Source organism: Pediococcus sp. (assembly GCF_003533255.1).
GTDB classification, from domain to species: domain Bacteria; phylum Bacillota; class Bacilli; order Lactobacillales; family Lactobacillaceae; genus Pediococcus; species Pediococcus parvulus.
On record NZ_DOEM01000027.1, the window covers coordinates 37,522 to 58,091 of the forward strand.

The window sequence follows — 20,570 nt, forward strand, 5'->3', positions numbered from 1 at the left end:
AGTGAATTTTTGCATTTACTTAAATAATTCCCTTTCCAAAGAGTCTATATCTGAATACGATTTGATTTCTTTTGAGTTGTCAGTATCTTTTTACAACTTCAGCAAGGCTTGCGTTTACTTGATTGTTTGCAGTTTCAATTCTCACGGTCAGTTTGTTATTGGCAACATCTGCCAGGATCATCCTTGTGAATTCAGAAATTGTAAAGCCCTTTTCTCTTAGTTTTTCTTCGGCACGTTTCTTTATAGCAGCGTCAATACGTACTTGTATACGATCAGTAGCGGGCATTTGTATCACTTCCTTTTGTACTCCAAATGTAGCACATCGTTATTTGAATTAAAAAAATTTGATTACTAATTTAAATTAATGAAGATTGCCTCTGTAATTAAAATACCCCTTAACTTAGAAAAGTTACGAAATTCTATTAACTTTTAAATCTAACAGTCCTAACTTTGTACTTCGAATTTTCCAGAATAGTGTTGGCAGGTTATTTGTAGGATGTCACAATATAATTTTTTTGAAAGAGTTTGACAAAACCAAGCCTTTTTATTTGCTTAAGCAAATAAATTGGTCCATGATACCATCGAGAGGGTGGTCAAATGCTATCACAAAAACGACGCTGGTTGATATTATCGGTACTAGGATTATTCTTTTTCATGGTGATCGTAGATGGGAGCATTGTGGCTATCGCGATTCCTCAAATTGCACAGAGTTTAAATGCAGCAACTGGTACGACAACCTTAATTATTTCGGTCTATTTAATTACCATTTGTGCGACGTTATTATTATTTGGCCAATTTGGTGATCAATACGGACGAGTGCAAATTTTTGAAATTGGCACATTTATTTTCTTGGTCGGTTCATTTTTAGCCGGAGCTGGACACACAATCGAGTTTGTATTGGGAGGCCGTTTTGTTCAAGGAATTGGTGCCAGTATGACCATGGCTAATAGCTATGCAATTGTCACCGATACATTTCCAGCCAAACAGTTAGGACGTGCGTTTGGTGTTGAAAGTATTTTTATTTCTCTAGGTGCACTGGCAGGTCCCGGATTAGGTGGACTTATTTTAGGCAGTTTTCCGTGGAGCTACATTTTTTGGATTAACTTACCAATTGGAATAATTTGTCTGATTATAGAGGTTTTAGTTTTCCCGAAAAGTATACGCCATAAAGAAAAGGGGATTGACTGGTATGGTGCAATTCTCCTTGCTTTGGCTGCGACATGTTTATATTTGTTGACCACTCAGCTGAATACGCACATTGCCTATTTGGCGGGACTGCTCATCCTGTTAGGTGGTTTTAGTTGGTGTTTTGTCAAAACAGAACAAAAAGCATTGCGACCATTATTGAACTTCACAATTTTTCGCAATGAGATGTTTAGAAAGAGCATTATCGTCGTGTTTTTGAGTTTTATTGTCTCTTACTTTTTTACAATTTTAGCTCCGTTATATTTACAGCTTGTTTTAAACTATTCCACGCAATTCTCAGGGATTTTATTAATGGTTGCTCCCGTTGTGTCAGTGTTTGCATCCCCAATGGCCGGGTACATTTCAGATCATTATGACCAACATGTGGAAATGACTATTGGAATGAGCATTCTTATGATGACTCAAATTGGACTATTATTTTTAACTAGGAAATCCGAGCCGCTTTATTTTATTGGGCTTTCTGCTATCATGGCTGTCGGAACGGCCACATTTGGCACCCCCAACAGTGTGATTATCATGCAGTCGGTACCTGAAAAATTACGGGGAATGGCTGGTTCAACCAATTCATTAGTGCGCGAATTTGGTTTAGTTCTAGGCACAACATTGTCGACCATTATTTTTTATCGCGTGCTATCTATCATCAATCATCGCGAAATAGATACCGCAATTGGCGTGTCCAAAAGTTCATTTTTAGTTGACCAACGTTGGACATATGCGGTCGGCTTATTGTTATTAGGCATGGCACTGCTTTATATAATTTACGCGATTCGAAAGGACTTCAAACATGGCAAAAAGAGAATTAGATAGTTACCTTAGGGCAATTAATACAGTTTCACATAAGGTGAGTCAGTATATGAATAAAGAGTTAAAGGATTTGGGTTTGACATCAAGTACCTACTTTTTTGTGCTAAAAGTGGGCGATATGGGCGAATTATCGCAAGAAGAGCTTTTTAAACAAATTTACCTCAATCCAAGTAATGTGACCCGGCGATTAAATCGGTTGATCAAATTAGGTTATATTTCAAAAGAAAAATCACCAGTAGATGGTCGTACGCGCATTATCAAGTTGACGCCACTTGGCACGCAAAAGTACGATCAATTAGTTCGTTGCCTCCCGACGATTAATCAAGCAGTCGTTGAAACGTTAGATCCCAAAGAAGCTGTGGTTTTGAAACAGTTAGTTGGGAAAATGGAAACTGGATTGGATGCGTTATTAGATTGAAAACTCAATAGTTTGCAGAGAAAATGGAGCGTGAGTGATATGACAGAGTATGTATTAGTTAAGAATCAAATCGATCGTGATCTAATAATTCCTGATGAATTTAAATTAGTTTCTTCGACACAACGACAGCGCAATCGTGAAAAAGTTCGCGTTGAACGTTATCAACAAGAAAAAGAGGTCGTTTCCAATAATGCCCATCTGACCTTAGTTTATGGTGAAGATGGTCGCTTGATTAGCTACAATAATTTTTTTGGAAACCCTAGTTTACCGCTTCCATCTGAAAACAATCTGGTGCAACTTGCCACCGATGTTTGGGAGAATTTGGACGCAGATTATGCCCGGGGGTTACAATTTATGAGAATTGACAGATTAAAACGATTTTATAAAACTAGCAAGGGAAAACGAATCGATTTTGACGTGCTGTGGATAAAATTTGCCCATAATAATGGTTCCTACAACTGGGTGACGATTGGGCCTGGTGGGCAGATTATGGAAGTTGAACGTGAATCGGAGTGGGACTATATGCGTTCGAGACGGGCAACTGAAGAATGGAACTATGATGATTGGGTGCTGGCACGTGAAGGGAAAGGTCCCCAATTGGATGCACCAGAAGCTTTAGCTTAGGAAAATAGTTGGTTAAAACGATGAATGTGAGGTAGGCTAAATGACCGATCGTGAATACGACCAAATGATTGAAGAATTGGGCAACTTGAGGGAACGTGTTCGCCAATTGGAAGAAAACGAATACGTGACTGCTACGTACAAAGGCTACAGCTCCGAGGGTCTGACTTTGTCGGAAGTGATTGAAGAGATCGAAACGACTAACCAGGCGATTGAAGTTTTAAAAGCCCGATTGGATGACGATACAGATGCGGATAACTAGTTTCTAATAAATAATAAATTACTGATAAAAAACAGGCTAAGCCAATTTTACGCAAAAATTTTGCATGAAATGGTTTAGGCTGTTTTTTTGAATTGTTTGGACAAACAAAACTTTTGCTAGTTTTAGTTACCAACAATAGGTATAGTATGTATATCTTATGAACGAGGTGAATCCCTTATGAAGAGAAATGCAATAATTTTGGATAGAAATCTTTCTATTGGTCAAGTTGGTAATGTGGCCGCGATATTAATGGGCCAAATTTCCAAATTAGACCCTGCCGTATTTTCAGAGCAGCCAGTTATTGATCAAGACCAAGTACTTCATGCAGGTATTAAATACAGCACAGTGGTGTTGAAAGGTGGCAAAGGCCAAATTGCAAATCTCGCTAAAAGCTTGACTGCCAACGATCAGGTGGTGAGTGTTGTGTTCACAGCTACGGGTCAATCACTTAATAACCAATTTGAAGAATATGCAGCGAAAATTTCAAGTAGTAAACTAGAGGAAACCGATCCGGTTGGAATTGCAATCAGTGGAGAAGACACAGTGGTTCGAAACTTAACTAAGAAATTTAGTTTATTAAAGTAAGGTCAATGCTGATGCTATCGACGAGGGTGAATTGACCATTCTGATTATAGTTTCTTTTTTGAGCGTGAGTGGATTTAATCTTTTGTTTCATTGGAATTGGTTAGTTGGCAATAATTTAGTTATTTTTTTGATTAATTTCATGATTATATATGTCTGTATTTGGATCGCACTACGCACTTATTGGCGATTGACAGCACAGAGGATTAACGCACAGCTTAAATTTAGAAGAATGAATAAGAGTAAAGAAGAACCAAAATAGACATGGAGGCTGAAGTCTTATGAAATACAGTTATTGCCCGGTATGTGGCACAATATTAGTTGATAAGGCTGCTGGTGACGATGGGTTAACACCGTATTGTGAACATTGTGATCGTTACTGGTTTCCGACTTTTTCCGATTGCGTGATTGTGCTTGTAGCTAATGAATATAATGAAATTGTGTTGGCCAAAATGCCTTACTTATCGCACCGTTATGCATCGTTCATTTCTGGATACATGCAACCTGGCGAAAGTGCAGAGGCTGCTGCTAAACGTGAGGTGCAAGAAGAACTAGGTCTTAGTTTAAACAGGCTTGAATATTCGGGGACGTATTGGTTTGGAAAGAACAATGCTTTAATGCATGGTTTTATTGGTAAAACGGCGAAACAAAATTTGAAATTATCTGATGAATTGGCATCAGCAGAATGGATTGCTGCCGGAAAAGCGCCTCAATTTATGTTTCCAGATAGCCCAGGTAATGCGGCTTCAGCTGTTTATCGAAATTTCATACAAAAACTTAGTGCGTAAGATATGAATGCGGAGGAGTGTTTTGATGCAAAGTGGAGTGAATGTACCTTTAAATGCGCAAATAAAACTGCTGAATGACATATTGATGCGTGATCAAGAACTATATAACGTACTTCGGACAATTTCCAAGTTGAATTTACCAAATAGTTATGTGGGTGGCGGCAGTATCACCCAGTCAGTGTGGAACCAGATTTTCTCAAAAGACTTAGGATTTGGTATTAGTGACCTTGATATTGTTTATTTTGATACAGATTTAAGCGAAGCCAAAGAAAATGAAATTCGCAATCAGTTATTGTCCGAACTTCCTTTGAAGAAATATAATATAGATGTTAAAAATGAGGCTCGTGTGCACCTTTGGTATCAGCATAGATTCGGTCAAAAGATAAATCCTTACGTAAGCACTGAGGATGCAATTAGTACATGGCCAACTACCGCAAGTTTTTTGGGGGTATATCTTAATAAACAGCAAGATATAGAGGCTTTTGCACCTTATGGCTTGAATGATGTTTTTAGTGGAATTGTGCGTCCTAATAAAAAAATGATTACGGAATCAATCTATATGAATAAAGCGATTAAGTGGAAATCTAAATGGCCTGAACTCAAAGTAGTTGCATGGTAAGAATCTAAAATTTAATTTATAAAACCTGAAATCAACTTTCGTAGTTGATTTTTTTGGATGAAGAATTGTGACATTTGAAATCACTGCCAGATTTTGTGGTTCATATGGTGTTGTCAGACAGTAATTCACTAATAGGCCATAGACTGATCTAAATAATTATGATCAAATAGCGCTGTGTATTGCACTGGCCTCATAACTAAAAATCATCTTAAAATGGCTTGAAAAATGCGTGTTTTGGGCTTGAATTCTTACACCAATCAAGTATACTGTAATTGAAGCAAACTGAAACGTAGGTACACCAAGACCCAGACTATTTGTGGTAGTTTGGGTGTTTTTTGCGCATTTTTTTAAAACACGATAGTTTCTTCGGCAACTATTATGCGATGCGGGTGGGCTGAGGGTTGCCTAACGCTCACGGCTTGTGGTGCCTATTCAACTAATAGACAAATAATGAATTAAGAATTGCCACAAGAAGCGGAGCAAATATAAACTGAAACGTACGTGCACCTCCTAACCGTCGCAGAATTTGTTTGTGATTAAGTAGGCAACTAAAGGTTAAATACGCCAATATTATGTACAGTTTCGAAAACTGATTTTGACGTATCGAAAGCGCTTCAATCGGGTATAATGATAGTAAAGGCGCAGGGGGTGGTCACATGGAGACAGTATTAATTGTTGAAGACAATGACGAAATGCAACAGCTACTTAAAAAGGTTTTACAAACCCATTACCATATTTTAAGTGCTTATTCTGGTACAGAAGGGTTGTTAGTCTTTAACGAAAATCAAGTGGACTTAGTTTTGCTTGATCGAATGTTACCAGGTAAGAATGGTGATGAAGTTTTAAAAGAATTGAGGCAATCTACGGCAGTTCCTGTGATTATTTTAACTGCCTTAGATGCGCGTGCTGATGTGGCAAAGTTTTTGTTAGCCGGGGCCAATGACTACATCATTAAACCGTTTGATATCGAGGAGTTACAGGCAAGAATCCGGGTACAGCTGCGCGACCATATTAGTCCAGAAGAAAATGCATCAGTTACATACAAAAATATCACGTTACTGACTGATATTTTTTCGGTAACCAATGGTACCCAGACTGTTTTGTTAAAGAAAAAGGAATTTGAAATTTTAAAACTGCTTTTTAAGCATCCAAAGCAAGTTTTCACAAGAGAACAGATTTACCGAGCCGTGTGGCAGGCTGACTATTACGATGATGATAATACAATGAACGTGCATTTGAGTAATTTGAGAAAGATGCTGCAACAATTAGATCCGGAGAATGACTATATTGCAACAGTTTGGGGGATTGGGGTGAAACTCGCATGACTATTTTAGTGATTTTTATTCTAATGTTGGCTTTTTTCAGTCTCTATTTATTTTTTGTGTTACTAGATGTTAGTCGCGTGGTCAAACAATTAGATTCAATTGTGCAAGATCCCACCAATCAAGAACTTAAATTACATTCACGCAATTTTTTAGTTAAGGATTTGGCGCTTAAGATTAATCAACTCTTAATCAAGCACCGGAAAAACGAACGGGAGCTTTATCAACTAAAGAACGCACAAGATGTGGCCATTCATAACATTGCCCATGATTTGCGAACGCCACTTACCATTGCCAGCGGTTATACGCAAGTTTTGTTGAAACAACCAGCTATAGGCGGTGACGACCATGAAAGTTTGGTTCGAATTGAGCAGAATCTGAACAGTGTGGCCAAACATTTAGATCTGCTTTTAATGTACAATCGGTTGAATGAACATGAATTGATGGTCAATCTTCAAAAAATTAACATCACGAGTATGCTTCAGGAAATGATTTTGGGGATGTACGAAGCCTTTACAAATAAAAAAATTGAGCTAAAACTGAATCTTCAATCCAATTGTTGGTGGGTGGCTGATCGTGATATGTTGCAACGAATCTTTCAAAACTTACTTGGTAATATTTTGGAGCATGGAACTGAGGCAGCAGAAATCACGCTTAATGGAGATGATCAGCAGTTATGCATTGCTTTTTCCAATAAGTTGGCGCAACCAATCAAAAATCCAGAACGGCTAACCAATCGTTTTTACACGGAGGATCTTGCCCGTAAATCTGAAAATGCCGGCTTAGGTTTATATATCACAAAAAAACTGACTACGTTGCTGAACGGGACGGTTACGATTGAGACCACGGCCACAAAATTTACAATTGAATTGCAGTTTACCAAGAATAACTTGTAAATGATTAGATATTAAAGAACTGTACTGGAGGGAAATAAGGTTGATAAGGAAAAAGAATCGAGCGAGTTTTTGTTGGTTACTGATTAGAAGCTTTGTCTGGACACCGCTAATCGTTGGGTCAGTGGGTGTCTTTGGCCTGGGTTGGTGGTGGGCTTTGATCCCAGCCCTGTTCCTTAACGGATTAAGTTGGCATCACTACAATAAAAAATATGAATTCAAAAATAAAATTAGACTTGAGGTAAGCGCACTTTTGATTGCGTTACTCTACTATCTTGGTGTTTTTGTCGTAGTCATGTGGCTATTTGACTTCAATTACATAGAAATTCCGGAACTTTACCCCTTGTTGTTGGTGATGCCCTATAATTTGGCGAGTTTGTTTGCCAGTGGACTAGCTTTATACAACAACTTGGCTTGGCTTTTCATTGGGGCGTTTTGGTCTGCCATCCTGGGTGTGACTTGGGACAGTCTTTCGTTGAAGCATTTCTTTAAACTACCAAGAAGATACAGGGTTGGCTTCGTGGTCCTTTTGTTGGTTAGTCTAGCGCCTGTGTATCAGCATATAATTCGAAGCCAGCATTATGTGGATACGTACACCAGCAATTCCAGTGAGTTAAATTTGAACCAGTATCGACCTTTCAGAGATGATAAAAAATTGGCGCATTTGAATCAGCCAGCCAACTTGAAAATTGCTGATCATTATCCGCGATTAAACGGCGCAACTGCAGCTTATCCGATTTATTCGGCAGTTGCGCAAACCATCTATTCTGGTCTCAATGCCAAGCAGGCTGCCAAGATTATTCAAGTGGGAACGACTCCCAAGGCTTTTAATAGTTTGATTAATAAAAAAGCGGATGTCGTCTTTATGGCCGCACCTTCCAGCGAGCAAGTTAAGGCGGCCAAAAAGAAGCATATTCACCTTAACTTAACAAAACTTGGGAGCGAAGCGTTTGTTTTTCTTGTGAATAAGAAAAATCCAGTGAATAATCTCTCTGTAAAACAGGTGCAAGCCATTTATCAAAGAAAAACAATCAGCTGGCTGAGTGTTGGTGGCAAACCAACATTAATTCAGGCGTTTCAACGTTCCAAGAACTCTGGTAGCCAAACAGCGATGGAAGGTTTGGTCATGAAAGGTAAGAAAATGGCAACACCCATGCGCTATCAAGAAGAAGATGGCATGGGCGGTTTGATTGATGACGTTGCCGGTTACAATAATAATACGAATGCAATTGGCTACTCATTTAGATTCTATACAACGCAAATGAAACAAAATAAGAATGTTAAGTTGCTCAAAATAAATGGGTATGCGCCAACTACCAAAAATATTCGAAATGGGAAGTATCCATTTATCGCTAACGTTTACGCAATTAGTCGTCGTGATCAAACTGAAAATAGTAAGCGGTTGGTGCAGTGGCTAACAAGTAAAGAAGGCCAGAAACTGATCAATAAAACTGGATACGTGGGACTTAAATAAAGCAAAAAACCTGTAATCATCATCACAGGTTTTTTTGTTTGAATACATAAATTGATAGGAATCCGCAAATTAGAATGGTACCACTGGCCGCCAAAATATAATAAGTTAGTGTTTGTGCTGAAAGGTGTGTGAAGTAGGCATTATCGATTATGCTTTGAAAATCGAAATATTTAATCCAATTAACTTTATTAAAAATTGCGCTCATAATCTGAATGAGAAGCGGAAAAATGATAGTTGTGGTCACAGCCGTGATGGTTGAAAAGGTGACGAAAAGGACAAGGATTGATACTGAAAAAATGGCAATTATGAACAAGATCTGTAATAAAATAGTCTGTGAAATTTTAAGACCAAAGTTTGCCGTTAATGTACCGAAACCGTTTTTTAAGCCAGTTCCTAAAAAAGTAGTGCCATAAAACAGAATAAATTGAAGGCAAACAATCATGATAAAAACGGCATATTTTGAAAAAAAGTAATTTAACCTTGTCATGCCGCTACTTAATAAATTTTTATAAGACCGTCTAGAAAATTCAAAACCGGTTGTCATGATGAAGAGCGGTAAAATGAGATAAATTAAAAAGCTAGCCATTATAGTCATTAACTTCATCGCTTTGACGGCGTTCCAAACAGATGTCACATCTTGCATTTTGGCTAAAGATTCTGTTTGAACACCAACAGTTCCTAATGTACCGGTCAAAACAGAAGTTAGCACTAAAATGATAAGAAGAAATTCAGTGATATAAAATCCCTTTGAATGTAGCAAACGATAAGTATCACCGCGAATCATATTAAACATGTTGCTCATCTCCTGTTCCTTTAATTAGTTGCTTAAAGTACTGTTCCAAATTTAAGCCTTCTCGTGAAATGGTTATTACTTGAACATGATTATTAATTAATTCTTCGGTAATCTTTGCATTGGAAATATCGAGTTGATAAATGTTTATCAGGTGGTCATTGATGGCCTTGAAATTTTGGCAACCCAGTTGACGTAAAACGTTTGTTGCCAAGTCAGGGTTGTCAACCTCAAGTTTGATAAATTCCCGGCTCTGTTGCTCAAATTCCTGTTTCGTGATTTCTTTGACAATTGTGCCATTATTTAAGATCCCAAAACGAGTGGCTAACTGATAAAGTTCCTCCAGAATGTGACTTGAAATGAGAATGGTCATTTGTTGAGTTTGATTTAGCTTTAAAAGTAGTTCTCTAAATTCAACAATTGCGATTGGGTCTAATCCATTAATTGGTTCATCCAAAATCAGAAAATCTGGTTTGTTCAAAAGTGCAATGGCTAATCCCATCTTCTGCTTCATACCTAACGAGAAGTTCTTGAATTTTTTCTTACCAGTGGCGTTAAGGCCCACAAACTTAAGGGTTTCATCAACCGCGGAGGGATCGACTACGCCGTGAATTTTACTGTAATAAATTAGATTTTGACGAGCGGTTAATTGATCGACAGCGACGGGAGATTCAATAATACTCCCGGTTCGGCTAAGTTGGTGAATGTATGCGGAACCTTTTGAAACGCCAAAGAGTGTGATAGTCCCGTGTGTCGACTGAATCAGCCTAATGATTGTTTTTAGAATAGTGGTTTTCCCTGCACCGTTTCGACCAATTAAACCGTAGATGTCGCCACGATGAATAGTTAAACTGACATCTTTTAAAACGGTTTGCCGGCCAAACTTCTTGGATACTTGGTCAAGTTTTAAAATGTCTTCCATGATTTTTCTTGCCTCCTCCTGATTTCTTATCTTTAGTATGTCGTGGAGTTCTTAACAAGAGGTTAATTGAATTCTTAATTGTTTATTAAATGGGTTTAAAGATAACAACTGATGTGGCAGATGAGTGCGGTAATGTGAGTTTTAAGCTGTAAGGATAGTGTTTGTTCAAACCTATTGTTTGATGCAGATAACAGCGTTATATTTACCTGTGGAGGCATGTGATGAAAAATAAAACGGCAACACGAGATAGACTAATTAATGCCGGGATCAGTTTGATAAAAGTAAATTCGGTGCAAAAATTAACATTACGGCAAATTGCCCATGAAGCTGGCGTAACGACAGGAGCTTTCTATAAAAGTTTTCCTAATCGGCAAGTCTATTTCAGGGAGCTAGCCAATAAGGTTTCTTCAGAGTGGGCAGCAATTATTGAACCAGAATTGGCCGGGATTCCATTGGCAACTGAACGCTTGTTATTTCTTGGAGACAACCTGATGAGAACGATTGTGGCACAGCCAAATTTAGCCCACTTTGTATTGGAAACGCCAGTTGTTTCTTTTTCCGATGATGAGTTAGCTAAATGGCCATTATTGAACTTAACCTTTCGTAACGTTAAAGCAGTTTTAGATGAACATTCACGCATTGATAAAAATTCCTTTTTTATTCAAATCTGGATATTTATCATAGGTTATGCTAATTTATTGCAAAGTAAAAGTATTTCATACGACCCTGAGTTGTTAAAAACAACACTGGAAAAGCTGTTGGAAGACTAATAATATTCGATACGGGTAAATCATAAAAATTCCGGAATTTTTAAACGAAGTTGAAAGTGATGAAAATATAAATCATAAATATTTTCACGATATCGGTATTGTGGGATATATGGATAAACACAAGGTTATTGAAGATTTTAGACAGTATTATCGTTACCAAATTAATCGCCGAAGAAGGTCGGATTATGAAGTTAATCAAATTAACACCTCAAGATGGTCAACCGTACTATCAACTGTTACAAAATATTGGTCGATTTGAAAATGGATTCGAAAACAAAGTTAAAGATTATGATTATGAACAGTATTTACAGTGGCTAATTGAAGCTGACACACAAGCAGATCCTAGTTTTGGTGATGAAAAAATGGTGCCACAAGTGACTTACTGGATGTGGGACGGGCATCCAGTTGGGATCGGAAGAGTTCGCCTTCGTCTTAATGCCCAGTTACTTGAGTCTGGTGGTAATGTTGCCTATGCAATTGCCAAAAATGAGCGCAGAAAAGATTATGGAAATGCTTTGTTAGCTTTGCTTCTTCAAGAATGCGAGAAGTTACAAGTTTCGCCAGTTCAAGCTTCAGTTAATAAAGATAATGAAGCTTCTAACAAGGTTGTTGTCAAAAATGGTGGGTGTTTATTTAAACAGACAAACATTGAAAATATTTATCGATGGTAAACAAAAAAGGGTGTTGAGAATTTTGAATTTCTCAACACTCTTGTTTTATTTATAAATAATAACTGGTTCAGTAGTAGTGGTATTATCCCAAACAGACTTCATTTTGCTTGGTGGATTGTTTAAACACCCATGAGAATGATACGTGCTACGGTAAGTTGGGTTTCCATAAACTTTGGAAGGTTGCCATGAACTATCATGCATCCCGACGCCATCTTCAGTTAAAGGTTCCCAATAGCTAACCTTGCTGGCATAGGCCGAGCCATTATCGTTCTTACCAGTTAAGGTAGAAGGACTTTGTTTATAGAGAATGTGGAATAGGCCGGTCGGGGTCTTATTACTGCCACTCAAAGTTCCACTCATTACAGGGATATCTTCTTTTTGTTTGCCATTTACATAAATATATTCATGCAGGGTGGTCAAATTAATTTCAACGCGTGTTGAACCAATGGCACTACTTCGGTTATAACTGATATTTTGACCAGAATAGTTCTTCATATCAACCTTGGTGCCTGACTTGATGGTTGAACTAATGAATTTGTCAGCTAACATCTTCGCTTCTGATTTCACATTTAATGACCAGCCGTAATTTGAATCAGTCGTGTTATTTGTCATGATCGTTTTGCCACTGTTCAAAAGCTTAACACTGAAGGACTTTCCCTGAGTACTATCAGAGTTGTTGATCTTGGTCAGTTTCGCTTCCAAGGCCGTTAAATCTACAGTAGGTGTTTGACCAGGTTTCGTGTTTACAATATAGTCTGAGCCTTTTAACGTGTAGTCTTTACCACCCACGTGATAGACCAACGTTTTGGTTAAACTGTCCTTTAAATTTTGTTTGACCTTTTCGGCAGCCACAGTTTCAGCCTTGGTTGCTGTGGAGGAACTCGTTTTTAGTTTTATATCTTTTAATTGCTTAATTTGATTTTTATAGCTCGCTAATGCTTTGGTGACGTTAACTTGAGTACCCTTAGTAGCAGCCTGTGTCTTGATATTGCCGTCTTTCAAGTAATAATAGGTTGGATGAGCCGCAGTAGCCGTTTTGTTATAGGCGGTCAGGGCGTCTGAAACTTGTTTTTCCAAAGTATTGCTTCGGTAAGTAACAACCTCATCGGAACTTGTTAAATCAACAGTATTAGCCTTTTTGGCAAACAACCCGTGATGATTTTTGAGGACTGTTTTTACTTGTGCTTTGGTGACATTTGCTAATGTCTGCTGTTTTCCGGTAACCAACAGTTTACCATTTAAATAAACCCGATTGGTTATAGTTGAGGAAGACGATGCCAACTTTTGGGTAGCTTGATTAGCGGTTAGTCCAGCAACAGATTTTCCATTAATTGTTGTTTTGGGGGCAAAATGAGTTTGACCATATTGCCAGGCAAACACTCCGCCACCAACGATTAAGATCCCCAAGCCGAGTAATACCCATCTTAACCAATTATTTTTAATCAATTTTTTTCCTCCTCATAATATGTAGCTAAGTTGTTAAAAAATCTGATCCCCATAACGTAAATTGAATCCTTTTTGAAGGAACTTGATTCACGATTCAGATAGTCACAATGCCTAAATTATAGAAGGGTGGCTAAACGATATCAATCGGAAATCCGCTAAATTAACAAATCTTTGTAATTTAACTGTAACAATCATACAATCTTTTCAGTTGAAAATACAACTATTTATTCTCGGTTTGCGAGTAAATAAACCGATTATCATAAATAGTTTATTTTTGCGTGCTAGTTGTTATGCTAGTAGCGATTTATTAAACCAACATTAAATAGTTTCCATGTGGACATGCTGTTTTGCAAACAACACTTTGAGAGTTATGAGATTTATATGATACAATAATCTTTGTGACTTTTTTATAGGTACATAATTAAATAATTTAATGAGGTGAACATTTTCATGAACAGTATTAATGCAGAAGATAAACCGGTCGATCAAAATGGTCGCCCGTATAATCGACTTTTATTAGTTTTTACCCTATTAATTGGGACTTTTAGTACATTTCTGACGTCCACCATGTTAACAACAGCTTTCCCAACTTTGATGAAGTCCTTTAATATCTCGGCAAACACTGTTCAATGGTTAACAACTGGATTTATGTTGATGATGGGAATTGTGATTCCCATCACTGGCTTTTTCTTACAACGTTTCGATTCGCGAAAGCTTTATTTATCTGCGATTGTTATTTTTTTCGTAGGAACTGTGGTTTGTTATTTTGCCCAAAATTTCTGGACTATTTTAGCCGGACGTTTGATTGAAGCGGCTGGTGTTGGGATCACATCCCCAGTTTATCAGACCATTATGACATCAATTTTTCCGCCAGCTAAACGTGGCGCAGCAATGGGAAGTGCCGGCATTGTTGTCGGATTGGCACCTGCCATTGGGCCGACATTTGCTGGATGGATTTTGATTCATTATTCGTGGCGAATGTTGTTCTTGTCCATCATGCCCATTTCTTTCATTGTATTGGTTGCGGGCTATTTTACTTTACGAAAAGTTTTGCCAACTAAAAAAGCACCTGTTGATTGGTCTTCAGTGCTTTTATCAATGATTGGTTTTGGTTCAATGTTATTTGCGTTTTCATCAGTTGGAACCTATTCTTGGACTAATCCAATTGTCTATGGAACCTTGATTGTCGGTGTTTTAGTAGTTGCTATTTTTATTTTACGGTCGCTTAAAATTAAAAATCCACTTTTACAGTTTAAAGTGTTTGAACATTCAGACTTTACCTTGTCTGCAATTTTGGTTTCTGTTTCCTTTATGTCCATGAATGGATTCACATTGGTTTTGCCCCTTTATCTCCAAACGGTGCGTGGTGAATCGCCGCTAGCGTCCGGTTTAACTCTGTTACCTGGGGCCATTGCCATGGGGGTTATGAACCCAATTACCGGTCGAATTTTTGACCGTTTGGGTGCAAGAAACATGTCAATTGCAGGGATGTTTCTGCTAGTTTTGACGACAGCTTCATTTATTCCAATTACCGCTCAAACACCAGTGTTTTATTTAACTTGTTTGTATGCAGTCCGAATGTTTGGAATTTCAATGGTTATGATGCCAGTTACGACAACTGGAATGAACGATTTACCACTAAATTTGATTGGTGATGGAACGGTCGTGAATAATACGGCCCGTCAGGTATTTGCTTCCATGGGAACAGCCATTTTAGTTTCCATCATGTCAAGTGTGACGTTATCTCACACCCCAGGCAGCGGCGTTTCACAAGCAACACCTATCTTATTTAAAAAACTTGCTTTAAATGCGAATGTTTTAGGATTCCGCTACGCATTTTTAATTGCCACAATGTTTGCGGTACTTGGTTTTCTATTAACGTTCTTCTTGAAAAAAGATGCACGAGGGGGATATTAACATGATAATTATTTTTTTGTTCGCTGGTGCAATCCTTTTTGCTTGTAGCATGATTTTTATGCACCGTGGTATTAATAAAATGATTTGGGTAACTTTGGGTCTTATTTTAAGTATTGGGAGTGTCGTGTTAATCGCGTTAAACTACAATATTTATTTAGGAATGAAAGAAGTTAATCAAACGCAAACTTATCCGTTGACCTCAAGTGTGAAGGGCAAACATGCCATCTTGTATCAACAAATTGGTACCAAGGATGAGCGAATTTATTATTACGCCACAAATCCATTGCAGCAAAAACTGGCTAAGACGGACCCTACAACCGGAACTACCAAAATTAAACGAAATTCTAAGTTGAATCAAGTCAAGATTACTCGTAAAACACGCGTTTATAAAAACGAGGAAATGCGCTTGTTATTTAGCAATGGCGTTCCCAATAAGCAGTTTGTCAGCCAAGACTATGAATTCCATTTAATGTCTGGTTGGACGTTGGAGAAGGTTTCTCATCAAAAACAATAAAATAAAAAGTGGACAAAAGGCGTTAGATTCTGAAGATAGGCGGAAGAATCTGCTTTTTCCCACGTTTTAGAAATAATATTTGGGGAAATATAAATAGACCGGACAAAACATAGTTTTTGTCCGGCCTCTTTTTTTATGATTTAACGGAAATATTGTTGATTTTTGGCAATTGTGTCACAAATTTTTGATAACTTGTTTCTTCATCCGTTTTGTTGATTTGAACATCAGTTAATTTAGCGGCATGCAGGTCAGCTTCGGAAATCTCAAGGTGATGTGTGACCGTCGCATTTCCAATTAAATCAATATCATAGATGCCATTTCGTTTGTGGACGTTGGTTTTAACTAAGCCACCGGGATTATAAACGGTGATTTCTTGATCAAACTGACCTTCATCAGGATGGGTGAGGGCAAATGCCAAACTAGTAGCTGACATGCCGGTTCCACAAGCATTGGTGAAGCCAACTCCTCGTTCAAAAGTACGAACAAATAATTTATTTTGACCCAAAATTTCCGCAAAACTGACATTTACACCGTCTGGAAAGTAAGGGTTGGGTTCGTTGAGACGTTTCCCTAAAGTCCCTAGGTCATCAGATGCTAATTCTTCAGCAGAGACAAAACTGATCAAATGAGGATTAGGCACTGCGAGTGCGGTAAATTTGAGTTCTGGTAGTAGTTCTGGCCATGGCTCGTCAACTAATTGCTGATGGTTTGCATTGTGAAACGGTAACTTTTCCGCATCAAATGAGACTGGTGAAATTTCAACACTAAATGCGGGCACGTTTGGCGCAAAATCCTTTGCTTTACTGACTTTTAAATCGGCGTTAAGCGTTTGAACTTTAAATTGGTCTACCTGAAATTTTTTACTTAAATAACGGGAAACGGTCCGTAACCCATTTCCACACATTGAGGCTTCACTGCCATCAGCGTTAATGACCCGCATCTGGGCCAAGGCCGTTTCGTGCGTGGGCTCGTCAATGACTAAAACGCCATCTGCTCCCTGTAAAAGTCCGGTTTGCGGATTTGTAATTTTTGTGGCGAAATTAATTAATTCTTGGTCAGTTAATTTAGTTTGTAGCTGAGTTTGATCGAGTAAAAAGAAGTGGTTTTCGGAACCATGAACTTTATCAATCTGCATGAGTAGTGCTCCTTTCGTGGGTGTCAGTTTGACATGTGAAAAACTGTTGATAGATTTGTTTGACGGCTTTTTTGGCGTCTGCTTGTTTGGTGCCTAACATAATTGAAATTCGTGAAGCACCCTGATTGATCATGTGAACACCAATGTTGTTTTCAGCGAGGGGACGGATGATATTTTCAATTGTCCCAACTTTTGACCGCATACCTTCACCAACCACCATGATAATCGCATAATCATCAATCCAATCAAGTTGATCTGGATGCAACGTATTTTTAATGTCATGACACATCTCATGAATAGTTTCGTTGTCTAACTGGTTTTTGTCAAAGATTATGGTTAAGTCATCAATTCCAGAAGGCATATGTTCATAAGAAACATCATATTTATATAAAATTTGAAGGAGTTTTAATGTAAAACCAACTTCTTTATTTAGCAGGTAACGGTGCAGATATAGAGCCGCAAATCGATCGGAACTTGCTACACCCGTGATGGTGCGGTGGGGCTCAAAACTATCTTCTGGAACGATTAAAGTTCCCGGTAATTCGGGATGATTAGTGTTTTTCACATTGATTGGGACCTGGCCTTCAATTGCCGGAATAATTGCCTCATCATGAAACACGGAAAAACCTGCATAAGAAAGTTCGCGCATTTCGCGGTAGGTCATTTTCTTAATGGCATGGGGATGATCTACAATCCGTGGATCGGCCGCGTAAATGGCATCAACGTCAGTGAAATTTTCGTATAAATCGGCTTTTAGTCCTCGGGAAACAATTGCGCCGGTGATATCGGAACCACCGCGGGAAAAGGTGGCAATCTGGCCATTCGGCGTAAACCCAAAGAAACCAGGAAAAATTAGTTTTTCTTCTGTAACCTTTAGATGCGCTAAATTTTCGTAAGTTTCTGGTAAAACAGAGGCGTCACTCGGATCGTCAGTTACGATAATTCCTGCCTCAAAAGGATCCACAAAGCGAGCAGGGATGTTCAGATGATTGAGCACGGCGGTTAACAACATGGCATTAAGACGTTCACCATGCGCTTTGAAGGCAGCCATCAAATACGTGTTGCTTGGATAATATTCAAGGGGTAGTGACCGAAGCTTTTTGATGATTTTGTCAATTGGTCTAGCTGGCAATCCAAAGAAATCACTAATCGCTTGGTAGCGTTGACTAATTTTATCCACAACCGTTTTTGGATCTTGATGATCAATTACCCTTTGAGCGTAGGTGATTAGGAGATCGGTGACCTTTGTATCTTCAGAAAATCGTTTCCCTGGTGCGGAAACAACGACAATCTGTCGTGCAGGATCAGCCTTAATGATGGAGATGACTTTTTGAAAATGGGCGCCGTCTGCTAATGAGCTACCGCCAAATTTAACAACCTTCATGAGTAAAAAAATCCTTTCTAGTTTTCAAAAATTATATTTTATTAAAGTTTGATTAGTTATTGTGAATTTTAGCATTTTTTTGATGAATAGCAACTAAATTATTCTTTGAATTAATCAATTATAAGAAATACTTAGTAGTAAGTTTTTTATTTTTGATTTAGGAAAACAATGCGGCTGGCCGCAGTTCAAAACTACATGTGAAAGCAATGTTAGAACTAAACAAGCTCGATATTAGCAGCTCTAAATTAAATGGAGATAAAGTTGTTTTAACTGATACAAAAGAGCTACAGGGAATTTTATTGGAGTAAAGGGGTTGACTATCTGTGAGAAGTATTATAAACTTTTTAATAATTTAAGAGGTCGCAACCAACAAGAGTAATTAGTGGAATTTCTATCAAATTATGAAGCTAGTGAAAGGGGCGGTTGCCGAAGCGTCAAATCTGGATAGGGGTTTGGTGTGCTGGGACGTAGTTTAACAGACTGCGGACTGTCGCAGCAAAACATGTCGGCTGCGGGGCGCTATCGACAATTGATACAGAATAATAATGAACTCATTCTGGGATCTTTTTGTTTGCGCTAAACAAAAAGGTCTCTTTTTTGTTTAATAAAATAATTATAAAACTAGTGGGGTAAATAAATGGGTACTCAAGGGGAGCAACAAGTAAACGAAGCAGGACATTTAATGATTGATGGGGCTGATGCCGTAGAATTGGCGCATACTTATGGGACGCCGCTAATTGCCTATGATGTCTCAGCAATCCGCCAACAAATTCGGCGGTTTAAAAAGGTGTTTGAGCGTAATCAAGTCGATTACGCCGTGAGTTATGCCAGCAAAGCATTTGCCACAGTTGGGATGTTTCAACTTGTCAATCAAGAGGACGCGCACATTGATGTGGTATCAGGTGGCGAGTTATATACGGCCATCAAAGCTGGCTTTCCAATGGAAAAAGTTAGTTTTCACGGCAATAACAAATCACGCGCAGAATTGGAAATGGCCGTGGATCATCATATCGGGGTTGTGATTTTAGATAATTTTCACGAAATTGAGTTACTAAGCGAAATCTTGAAAGAAAAACAACAGACAATTAAAGTCATGTTACGTTTAACGCCCGGTGTTTCAGCGCATACCCATAAGTATGACCAAACTGGTCAAGAGGATAGCAAATTCGGCTTTGATATTCAATCTGGGCAAGCGCAAAAAGCGTTGCAGCAGGTGTTAGCAAATTCACAACTAGAGATGCTTGGTATTCATGCTCACATTGGTTCACAAATCTTTGAGGTTAATGGGTTTGTCATGGCAGCCCAAAAATTAGTTGATTTGGCTGCTGACTGGCAAAAGAAGTTTAACTTTGAAACCCGAGTCTTAAATATTGGTGGGGGCTTTGGGATTCAGTACACCAAAGAAGATGATCCGCTGGCACCCGAAGAATTTGTTGACGCAATTGTGAAGGCCGTCCAAAAGCAGGTCACGTTACGTCAGCTAAAAATGCCGGCCATTTGGATTGAACCGGGCCGTTCCATTGCAGGCCCCGCGGGATATAGTTTATATACAATTGGCTCAAGAAAAGAAGTACCTGGCATTCGCCCATATGTGACGGTGGATGGCGGGATGGGCGATAACATTCGACCGGCGCTTTATGAGGCCAAATATGAAGCCGTTTTAGCTAATCAGGCAACGGCTAAACCAGATGAAACGGTTAGAATTGCAGGTAAATATTGTGAATCAGGCGATATTTTGATTCAAAAACAAGCCTTACCTAAATCGCAGCCTGGTGATGTTTTGGTAATTCCAGCTACTGGTGCTTACGGGTATTCAATGGCGTCAAATTATAATCGAAATCCGCGGCCAGCGGTGGTGTTTGTCGAAAAAGGTAAAGCACAAGTCATTGTTAAACGAGAAAGTTATGAAGATTTGGTCAAACTGGATTGCAGTTTTGTTTAGTTGCTGAATGCCATATAATATAGAAGAATCGAGAATTTTTAAAGTTCAAATAACCATTGAGCCTTATGATAACCTGACAACGAAAAATAA

At 38.4% G+C, this 20,570-nt stretch carries 22 protein-coding genes and 1 riboswitch; of the genes, 16 read left to right on the forward strand and 6 right to left on the reverse strand.

The window, feature by feature from the left end; translation table 11 throughout:
* Positions 1–79: 79 nt before the first annotated feature.
* Complete coding sequence (locus DD627_RS06645; RefSeq protein WP_057782796.1) at positions 80–286, reverse strand: type II toxin-antitoxin system RelB/DinJ family antitoxin; 207 nt, start codon at positions 284–286, stop codon at positions 80–82.
* 311 nt (positions 287–597) lie between these two features.
* Here DD627_RS06645 and DD627_RS06650 point away from each other — a divergent pair, with 311 nt between their 5' ends.
* From DD627_RS06650 to DD627_RS06695, 11 genes are all read left to right on the forward strand, one after another.
* On the forward strand, positions 598–2,013 hold the full coding sequence (locus tag DD627_RS06650; protein ID WP_260274634.1) for an MFS transporter: 1,416 nt from the start codon (positions 598–600) through the stop codon (positions 2,011–2,013).
* Complete coding sequence (locus tag DD627_RS06655; protein WP_057782904.1) at positions 1,991–2,428, forward strand: MarR family winged helix-turn-helix transcriptional regulator; 438 nt, start codon at positions 1,991–1,993, stop codon at positions 2,426–2,428. Before DD627_RS06650 ends, DD627_RS06655 begins: the two co-directional genes overlap by 23 nt.
* Before the next feature lie 39 nt (positions 2,429–2,467).
* The gene (locus tag DD627_RS06660) at positions 2,468–3,052 is read left to right on the forward strand and encodes a hypothetical protein (RefSeq protein WP_057782800.1); all 585 of its coding nucleotides are present in this window, start codon (positions 2,468–2,470) and stop codon (positions 3,050–3,052) included.
* 40 nt (positions 3,053–3,092) lie between these two features.
* Positions 3,093–3,311 carry a hypothetical protein gene (locus DD627_RS06665; RefSeq protein WP_057782802.1) on the forward strand — a complete coding sequence of 73 codons (219 nt, stop codon included), beginning with the start codon at positions 3,093–3,095 and terminating at the stop codon, positions 3,309–3,311.
* Positions 3,312–3,488: 177 nt separating this feature from the next.
* Entirely contained in the window at positions 3,489–3,896 is a 408-nt protein-coding gene (locus DD627_RS06670; RefSeq protein ID WP_068807766.1) for a DUF2000 domain-containing protein, read from the forward strand.
* A gap of 31 nt (positions 3,897–3,927) precedes the next feature.
* Positions 3,928–4,155: a DUF3021 family protein gene (locus tag DD627_RS09190; protein ID WP_057782806.1), complete on the forward strand. Its 228-nt coding sequence runs from the start codon at positions 3,928–3,930 to the stop codon at positions 4,153–4,155.
* 19 nt (positions 4,156–4,174) lie between these two features.
* The gene (locus tag DD627_RS06675; protein ID WP_057782808.1) at positions 4,175–4,681 is read left to right on the forward strand and encodes an NAD(+) diphosphatase; all 507 of its coding nucleotides are present in this window, start codon (positions 4,175–4,177) and stop codon (positions 4,679–4,681) included.
* Positions 4,682–4,706: 25 nt separating this feature from the next.
* A complete protein-coding gene (locus DD627_RS06680; RefSeq protein WP_260274635.1) occupies positions 4,707–5,300 on the forward strand; it encodes a nucleotidyltransferase family protein in 594 nt (197 codons plus the stop codon).
* A 656-nt stretch (positions 5,301–5,956) separates the two neighbouring features.
* Positions 5,957–6,625, forward strand: coding sequence for a response regulator transcription factor (locus DD627_RS06685; RefSeq protein ID WP_260266749.1), 669 nt, complete (start codon positions 5,957–5,959; stop codon positions 6,623–6,625).
* On the forward strand, positions 6,622–7,518 hold the full coding sequence (locus DD627_RS06690) for a sensor histidine kinase (protein ID WP_260274636.1): 897 nt from the start codon (positions 6,622–6,624) through the stop codon (positions 7,516–7,518). Before DD627_RS06685 ends, DD627_RS06690 begins: the two co-directional genes overlap by 4 nt.
* 40 nt (positions 7,519–7,558) lie before the next feature.
* Positions 7,559–8,989, forward strand: a complete 1,431-nt coding sequence (locus DD627_RS06695; protein ID WP_260274637.1) for a PstS family phosphate ABC transporter substrate-binding protein — start codon at positions 7,559–7,561, stop codon at positions 8,987–8,989.
* Positions 8,990–9,011: 22 nt separating this feature from the next.
* On the opposite strand, the gene DD627_RS06700 is transcribed toward DD627_RS06695, so the two are convergent.
* Positions 9,012–9,782 carry an ABC-2 family transporter permease gene (locus tag DD627_RS06700; RefSeq protein WP_057782815.1) on the reverse strand — a complete coding sequence of 257 codons (771 nt, stop codon included), beginning with the start codon at positions 9,780–9,782 and terminating at the stop codon, positions 9,012–9,014.
* Positions 9,775–10,701, reverse strand: a complete 927-nt coding sequence (locus DD627_RS06705) for an ABC transporter ATP-binding protein (RefSeq protein ID WP_260274638.1) — start codon at positions 10,699–10,701, stop codon at positions 9,775–9,777. Before DD627_RS06705 ends, DD627_RS06700 begins: the two co-directional genes overlap by 8 nt.
* Before the next feature lie 221 nt (positions 10,702–10,922).
* On the opposite strand from DD627_RS06705, the gene DD627_RS06710 reads away from it, so the two are divergent.
* Positions 10,923–11,471, forward strand: coding sequence for a TetR/AcrR family transcriptional regulator (locus DD627_RS06710; RefSeq protein ID WP_260274639.1), 549 nt, complete (start codon positions 10,923–10,925; stop codon positions 11,469–11,471).
* A 185-nt stretch (positions 11,472–11,656) separates the two neighbouring features.
* Positions 11,657–12,142 (forward strand): GNAT family N-acetyltransferase, encoded by a 486-nt coding sequence (locus DD627_RS06715; RefSeq protein WP_260266743.1) that lies wholly within the window; start codon positions 11,657–11,659, stop codon positions 12,140–12,142.
* A gap of 45 nt (positions 12,143–12,187) precedes the next feature.
* On the opposite strand, the gene DD627_RS06720 is transcribed toward DD627_RS06715, so the two are convergent.
* Positions 12,188–13,588, reverse strand: coding sequence for a L,D-transpeptidase (locus DD627_RS06720; protein WP_260274640.1), 1,401 nt, complete (start codon positions 13,586–13,588; stop codon positions 12,188–12,190).
* A gap of 450 nt (positions 13,589–14,038) precedes the next feature.
* Between DD627_RS06720 and DD627_RS06725 the strand changes: the two genes are divergently transcribed.
* Both DD627_RS06725 and DD627_RS06730 read left to right on the forward strand, forming a co-directional pair.
* On the forward strand, positions 14,039–15,505 hold the full coding sequence (locus tag DD627_RS06725) for an MDR family MFS transporter (RefSeq protein WP_260274641.1): 1,467 nt from the start codon (positions 14,039–14,041) through the stop codon (positions 15,503–15,505).
* A 1-nt stretch (position 15,506) separates the two neighbouring features.
* Complete coding sequence (locus tag DD627_RS06730; RefSeq protein ID WP_068806112.1) at positions 15,507–16,019, forward strand: DUF4811 domain-containing protein; 513 nt, start codon at positions 15,507–15,509, stop codon at positions 16,017–16,019.
* A gap of 133 nt (positions 16,020–16,152) precedes the next feature.
* Here the strand turns inward: DD627_RS06730 and dapF are convergent, their stop codons facing one another.
* On the reverse strand, positions 16,153–17,154 hold the full coding sequence (dapF, locus tag DD627_RS06735) for a diaminopimelate epimerase (RefSeq protein WP_068806115.1): 1,002 nt from the start codon (positions 17,152–17,154) through the stop codon (positions 16,153–16,155).
* Positions 17,144–18,538, reverse strand: a complete 1,395-nt coding sequence (locus tag DD627_RS06740) for an aspartate kinase (RefSeq protein ID WP_260274642.1) — start codon at positions 18,536–18,538, stop codon at positions 17,144–17,146. The genes dapF and DD627_RS06740 overlap by 11 nt, the downstream gene beginning before the upstream one ends.
* Before the next feature lie 346 nt (positions 18,539–18,884).
* A riboswitch (Lysine riboswitch) is annotated at positions 18,885–19,068 on the forward strand.
* A gap of 107 nt (positions 19,069–19,175) precedes the next feature.
* Here DD627_RS06740 and lysA point away from each other — a divergent pair.
* The gene (gene lysA / locus DD627_RS06745; RefSeq protein ID WP_057782834.1) at positions 19,176–20,480 is read left to right on the forward strand and encodes a diaminopimelate decarboxylase; all 1,305 of its coding nucleotides are present in this window, start codon (positions 19,176–19,178) and stop codon (positions 20,478–20,480) included.
* Positions 20,481–20,570: the final 90 nt, after the last annotated feature.

Bases quoted from the DNA above. Each gene is read 5' to 3' on its own strand.
- DD627_RS06690 (WP_260274636.1), top strand. From the start codon at position 6,622: ATGACTATTTTAGTGATTTTTATTCTAATGTTGGCTTTTTTCAGTCTC.
- DD627_RS06660 (WP_057782800.1), top strand. From the start codon at position 2,468: ATGACAGAGTATGTATTAGTTAAGAATCAAATCGATCGTGATCTAATA.
- DD627_RS06725 (WP_260274641.1), top strand. From the start codon at position 14,039: ATGAACAGTATTAATGCAGAAGATAAACCGGTCGATCAAAATGGTCGC.
- DD627_RS06680 (WP_260274635.1), top strand. From the start codon at position 4,707: ATGCAAAGTGGAGTGAATGTACCTTTAAATGCGCAAATAAAACTGCTG.
- DD627_RS06700 (WP_057782815.1), bottom strand. From the start codon at position 9,782: ATGTTTAATATGATTCGCGGTGATACTTATCGTTTGCTACATTCAAAG.
- DD627_RS06715 (WP_260266743.1), top strand. From the start codon at position 11,657: ATGAAGTTAATCAAATTAACACCTCAAGATGGTCAACCGTACTATCAA.
- dapF (WP_068806115.1), bottom strand. From the start codon at position 17,154: ATGCAGATTGATAAAGTTCATGGTTCCGAAAACCACTTCTTTTTACTC.
- DD627_RS06665 (WP_057782802.1), top strand. From the start codon at position 3,093: ATGACCGATCGTGAATACGACCAAATGATTGAAGAATTGGGCAACTTG.
- DD627_RS06650 (WP_260274634.1), top strand. From the start codon at position 598: ATGCTATCACAAAAACGACGCTGGTTGATATTATCGGTACTAGGATTA.
- DD627_RS06655 (WP_057782904.1), top strand. From the start codon at position 1,991: ATGGCAAAAAGAGAATTAGATAGTTACCTTAGGGCAATTAATACAGTT.
- DD627_RS06675 (WP_057782808.1), top strand. From the start codon at position 4,175: ATGAAATACAGTTATTGCCCGGTATGTGGCACAATATTAGTTGATAAG.
- DD627_RS06730 (WP_068806112.1), top strand. From the start codon at position 15,507: ATGATAATTATTTTTTTGTTCGCTGGTGCAATCCTTTTTGCTTGTAGC.
- DD627_RS06685 (WP_260266749.1), top strand. From the start codon at position 5,957: ATGGAGACAGTATTAATTGTTGAAGACAATGACGAAATGCAACAGCTA.
- DD627_RS06740 (WP_260274642.1), bottom strand. From the start codon at position 18,538: ATGAAGGTTGTTAAATTTGGCGGTAGCTCATTAGCAGACGGCGCCCAT.
- DD627_RS06705 (WP_260274638.1), bottom strand. From the start codon at position 10,701: ATGGAAGACATTTTAAAACTTGACCAAGTATCCAAGAAGTTTGGCCGG.
- DD627_RS06670 (WP_068807766.1), top strand. From the start codon at position 3,489: ATGAAGAGAAATGCAATAATTTTGGATAGAAATCTTTCTATTGGTCAA.
- DD627_RS06645 (WP_057782796.1), bottom strand. From the start codon at position 286: ATGCCCGCTACTGATCGTATACAAGTACGTATTGACGCTGCTATAAAG.
- DD627_RS06710 (WP_260274639.1), top strand. From the start codon at position 10,923: ATGAAAAATAAAACGGCAACACGAGATAGACTAATTAATGCCGGGATC.
- lysA (WP_057782834.1), top strand. From the start codon at position 19,176: ATGGGTACTCAAGGGGAGCAACAAGTAAACGAAGCAGGACATTTAATG.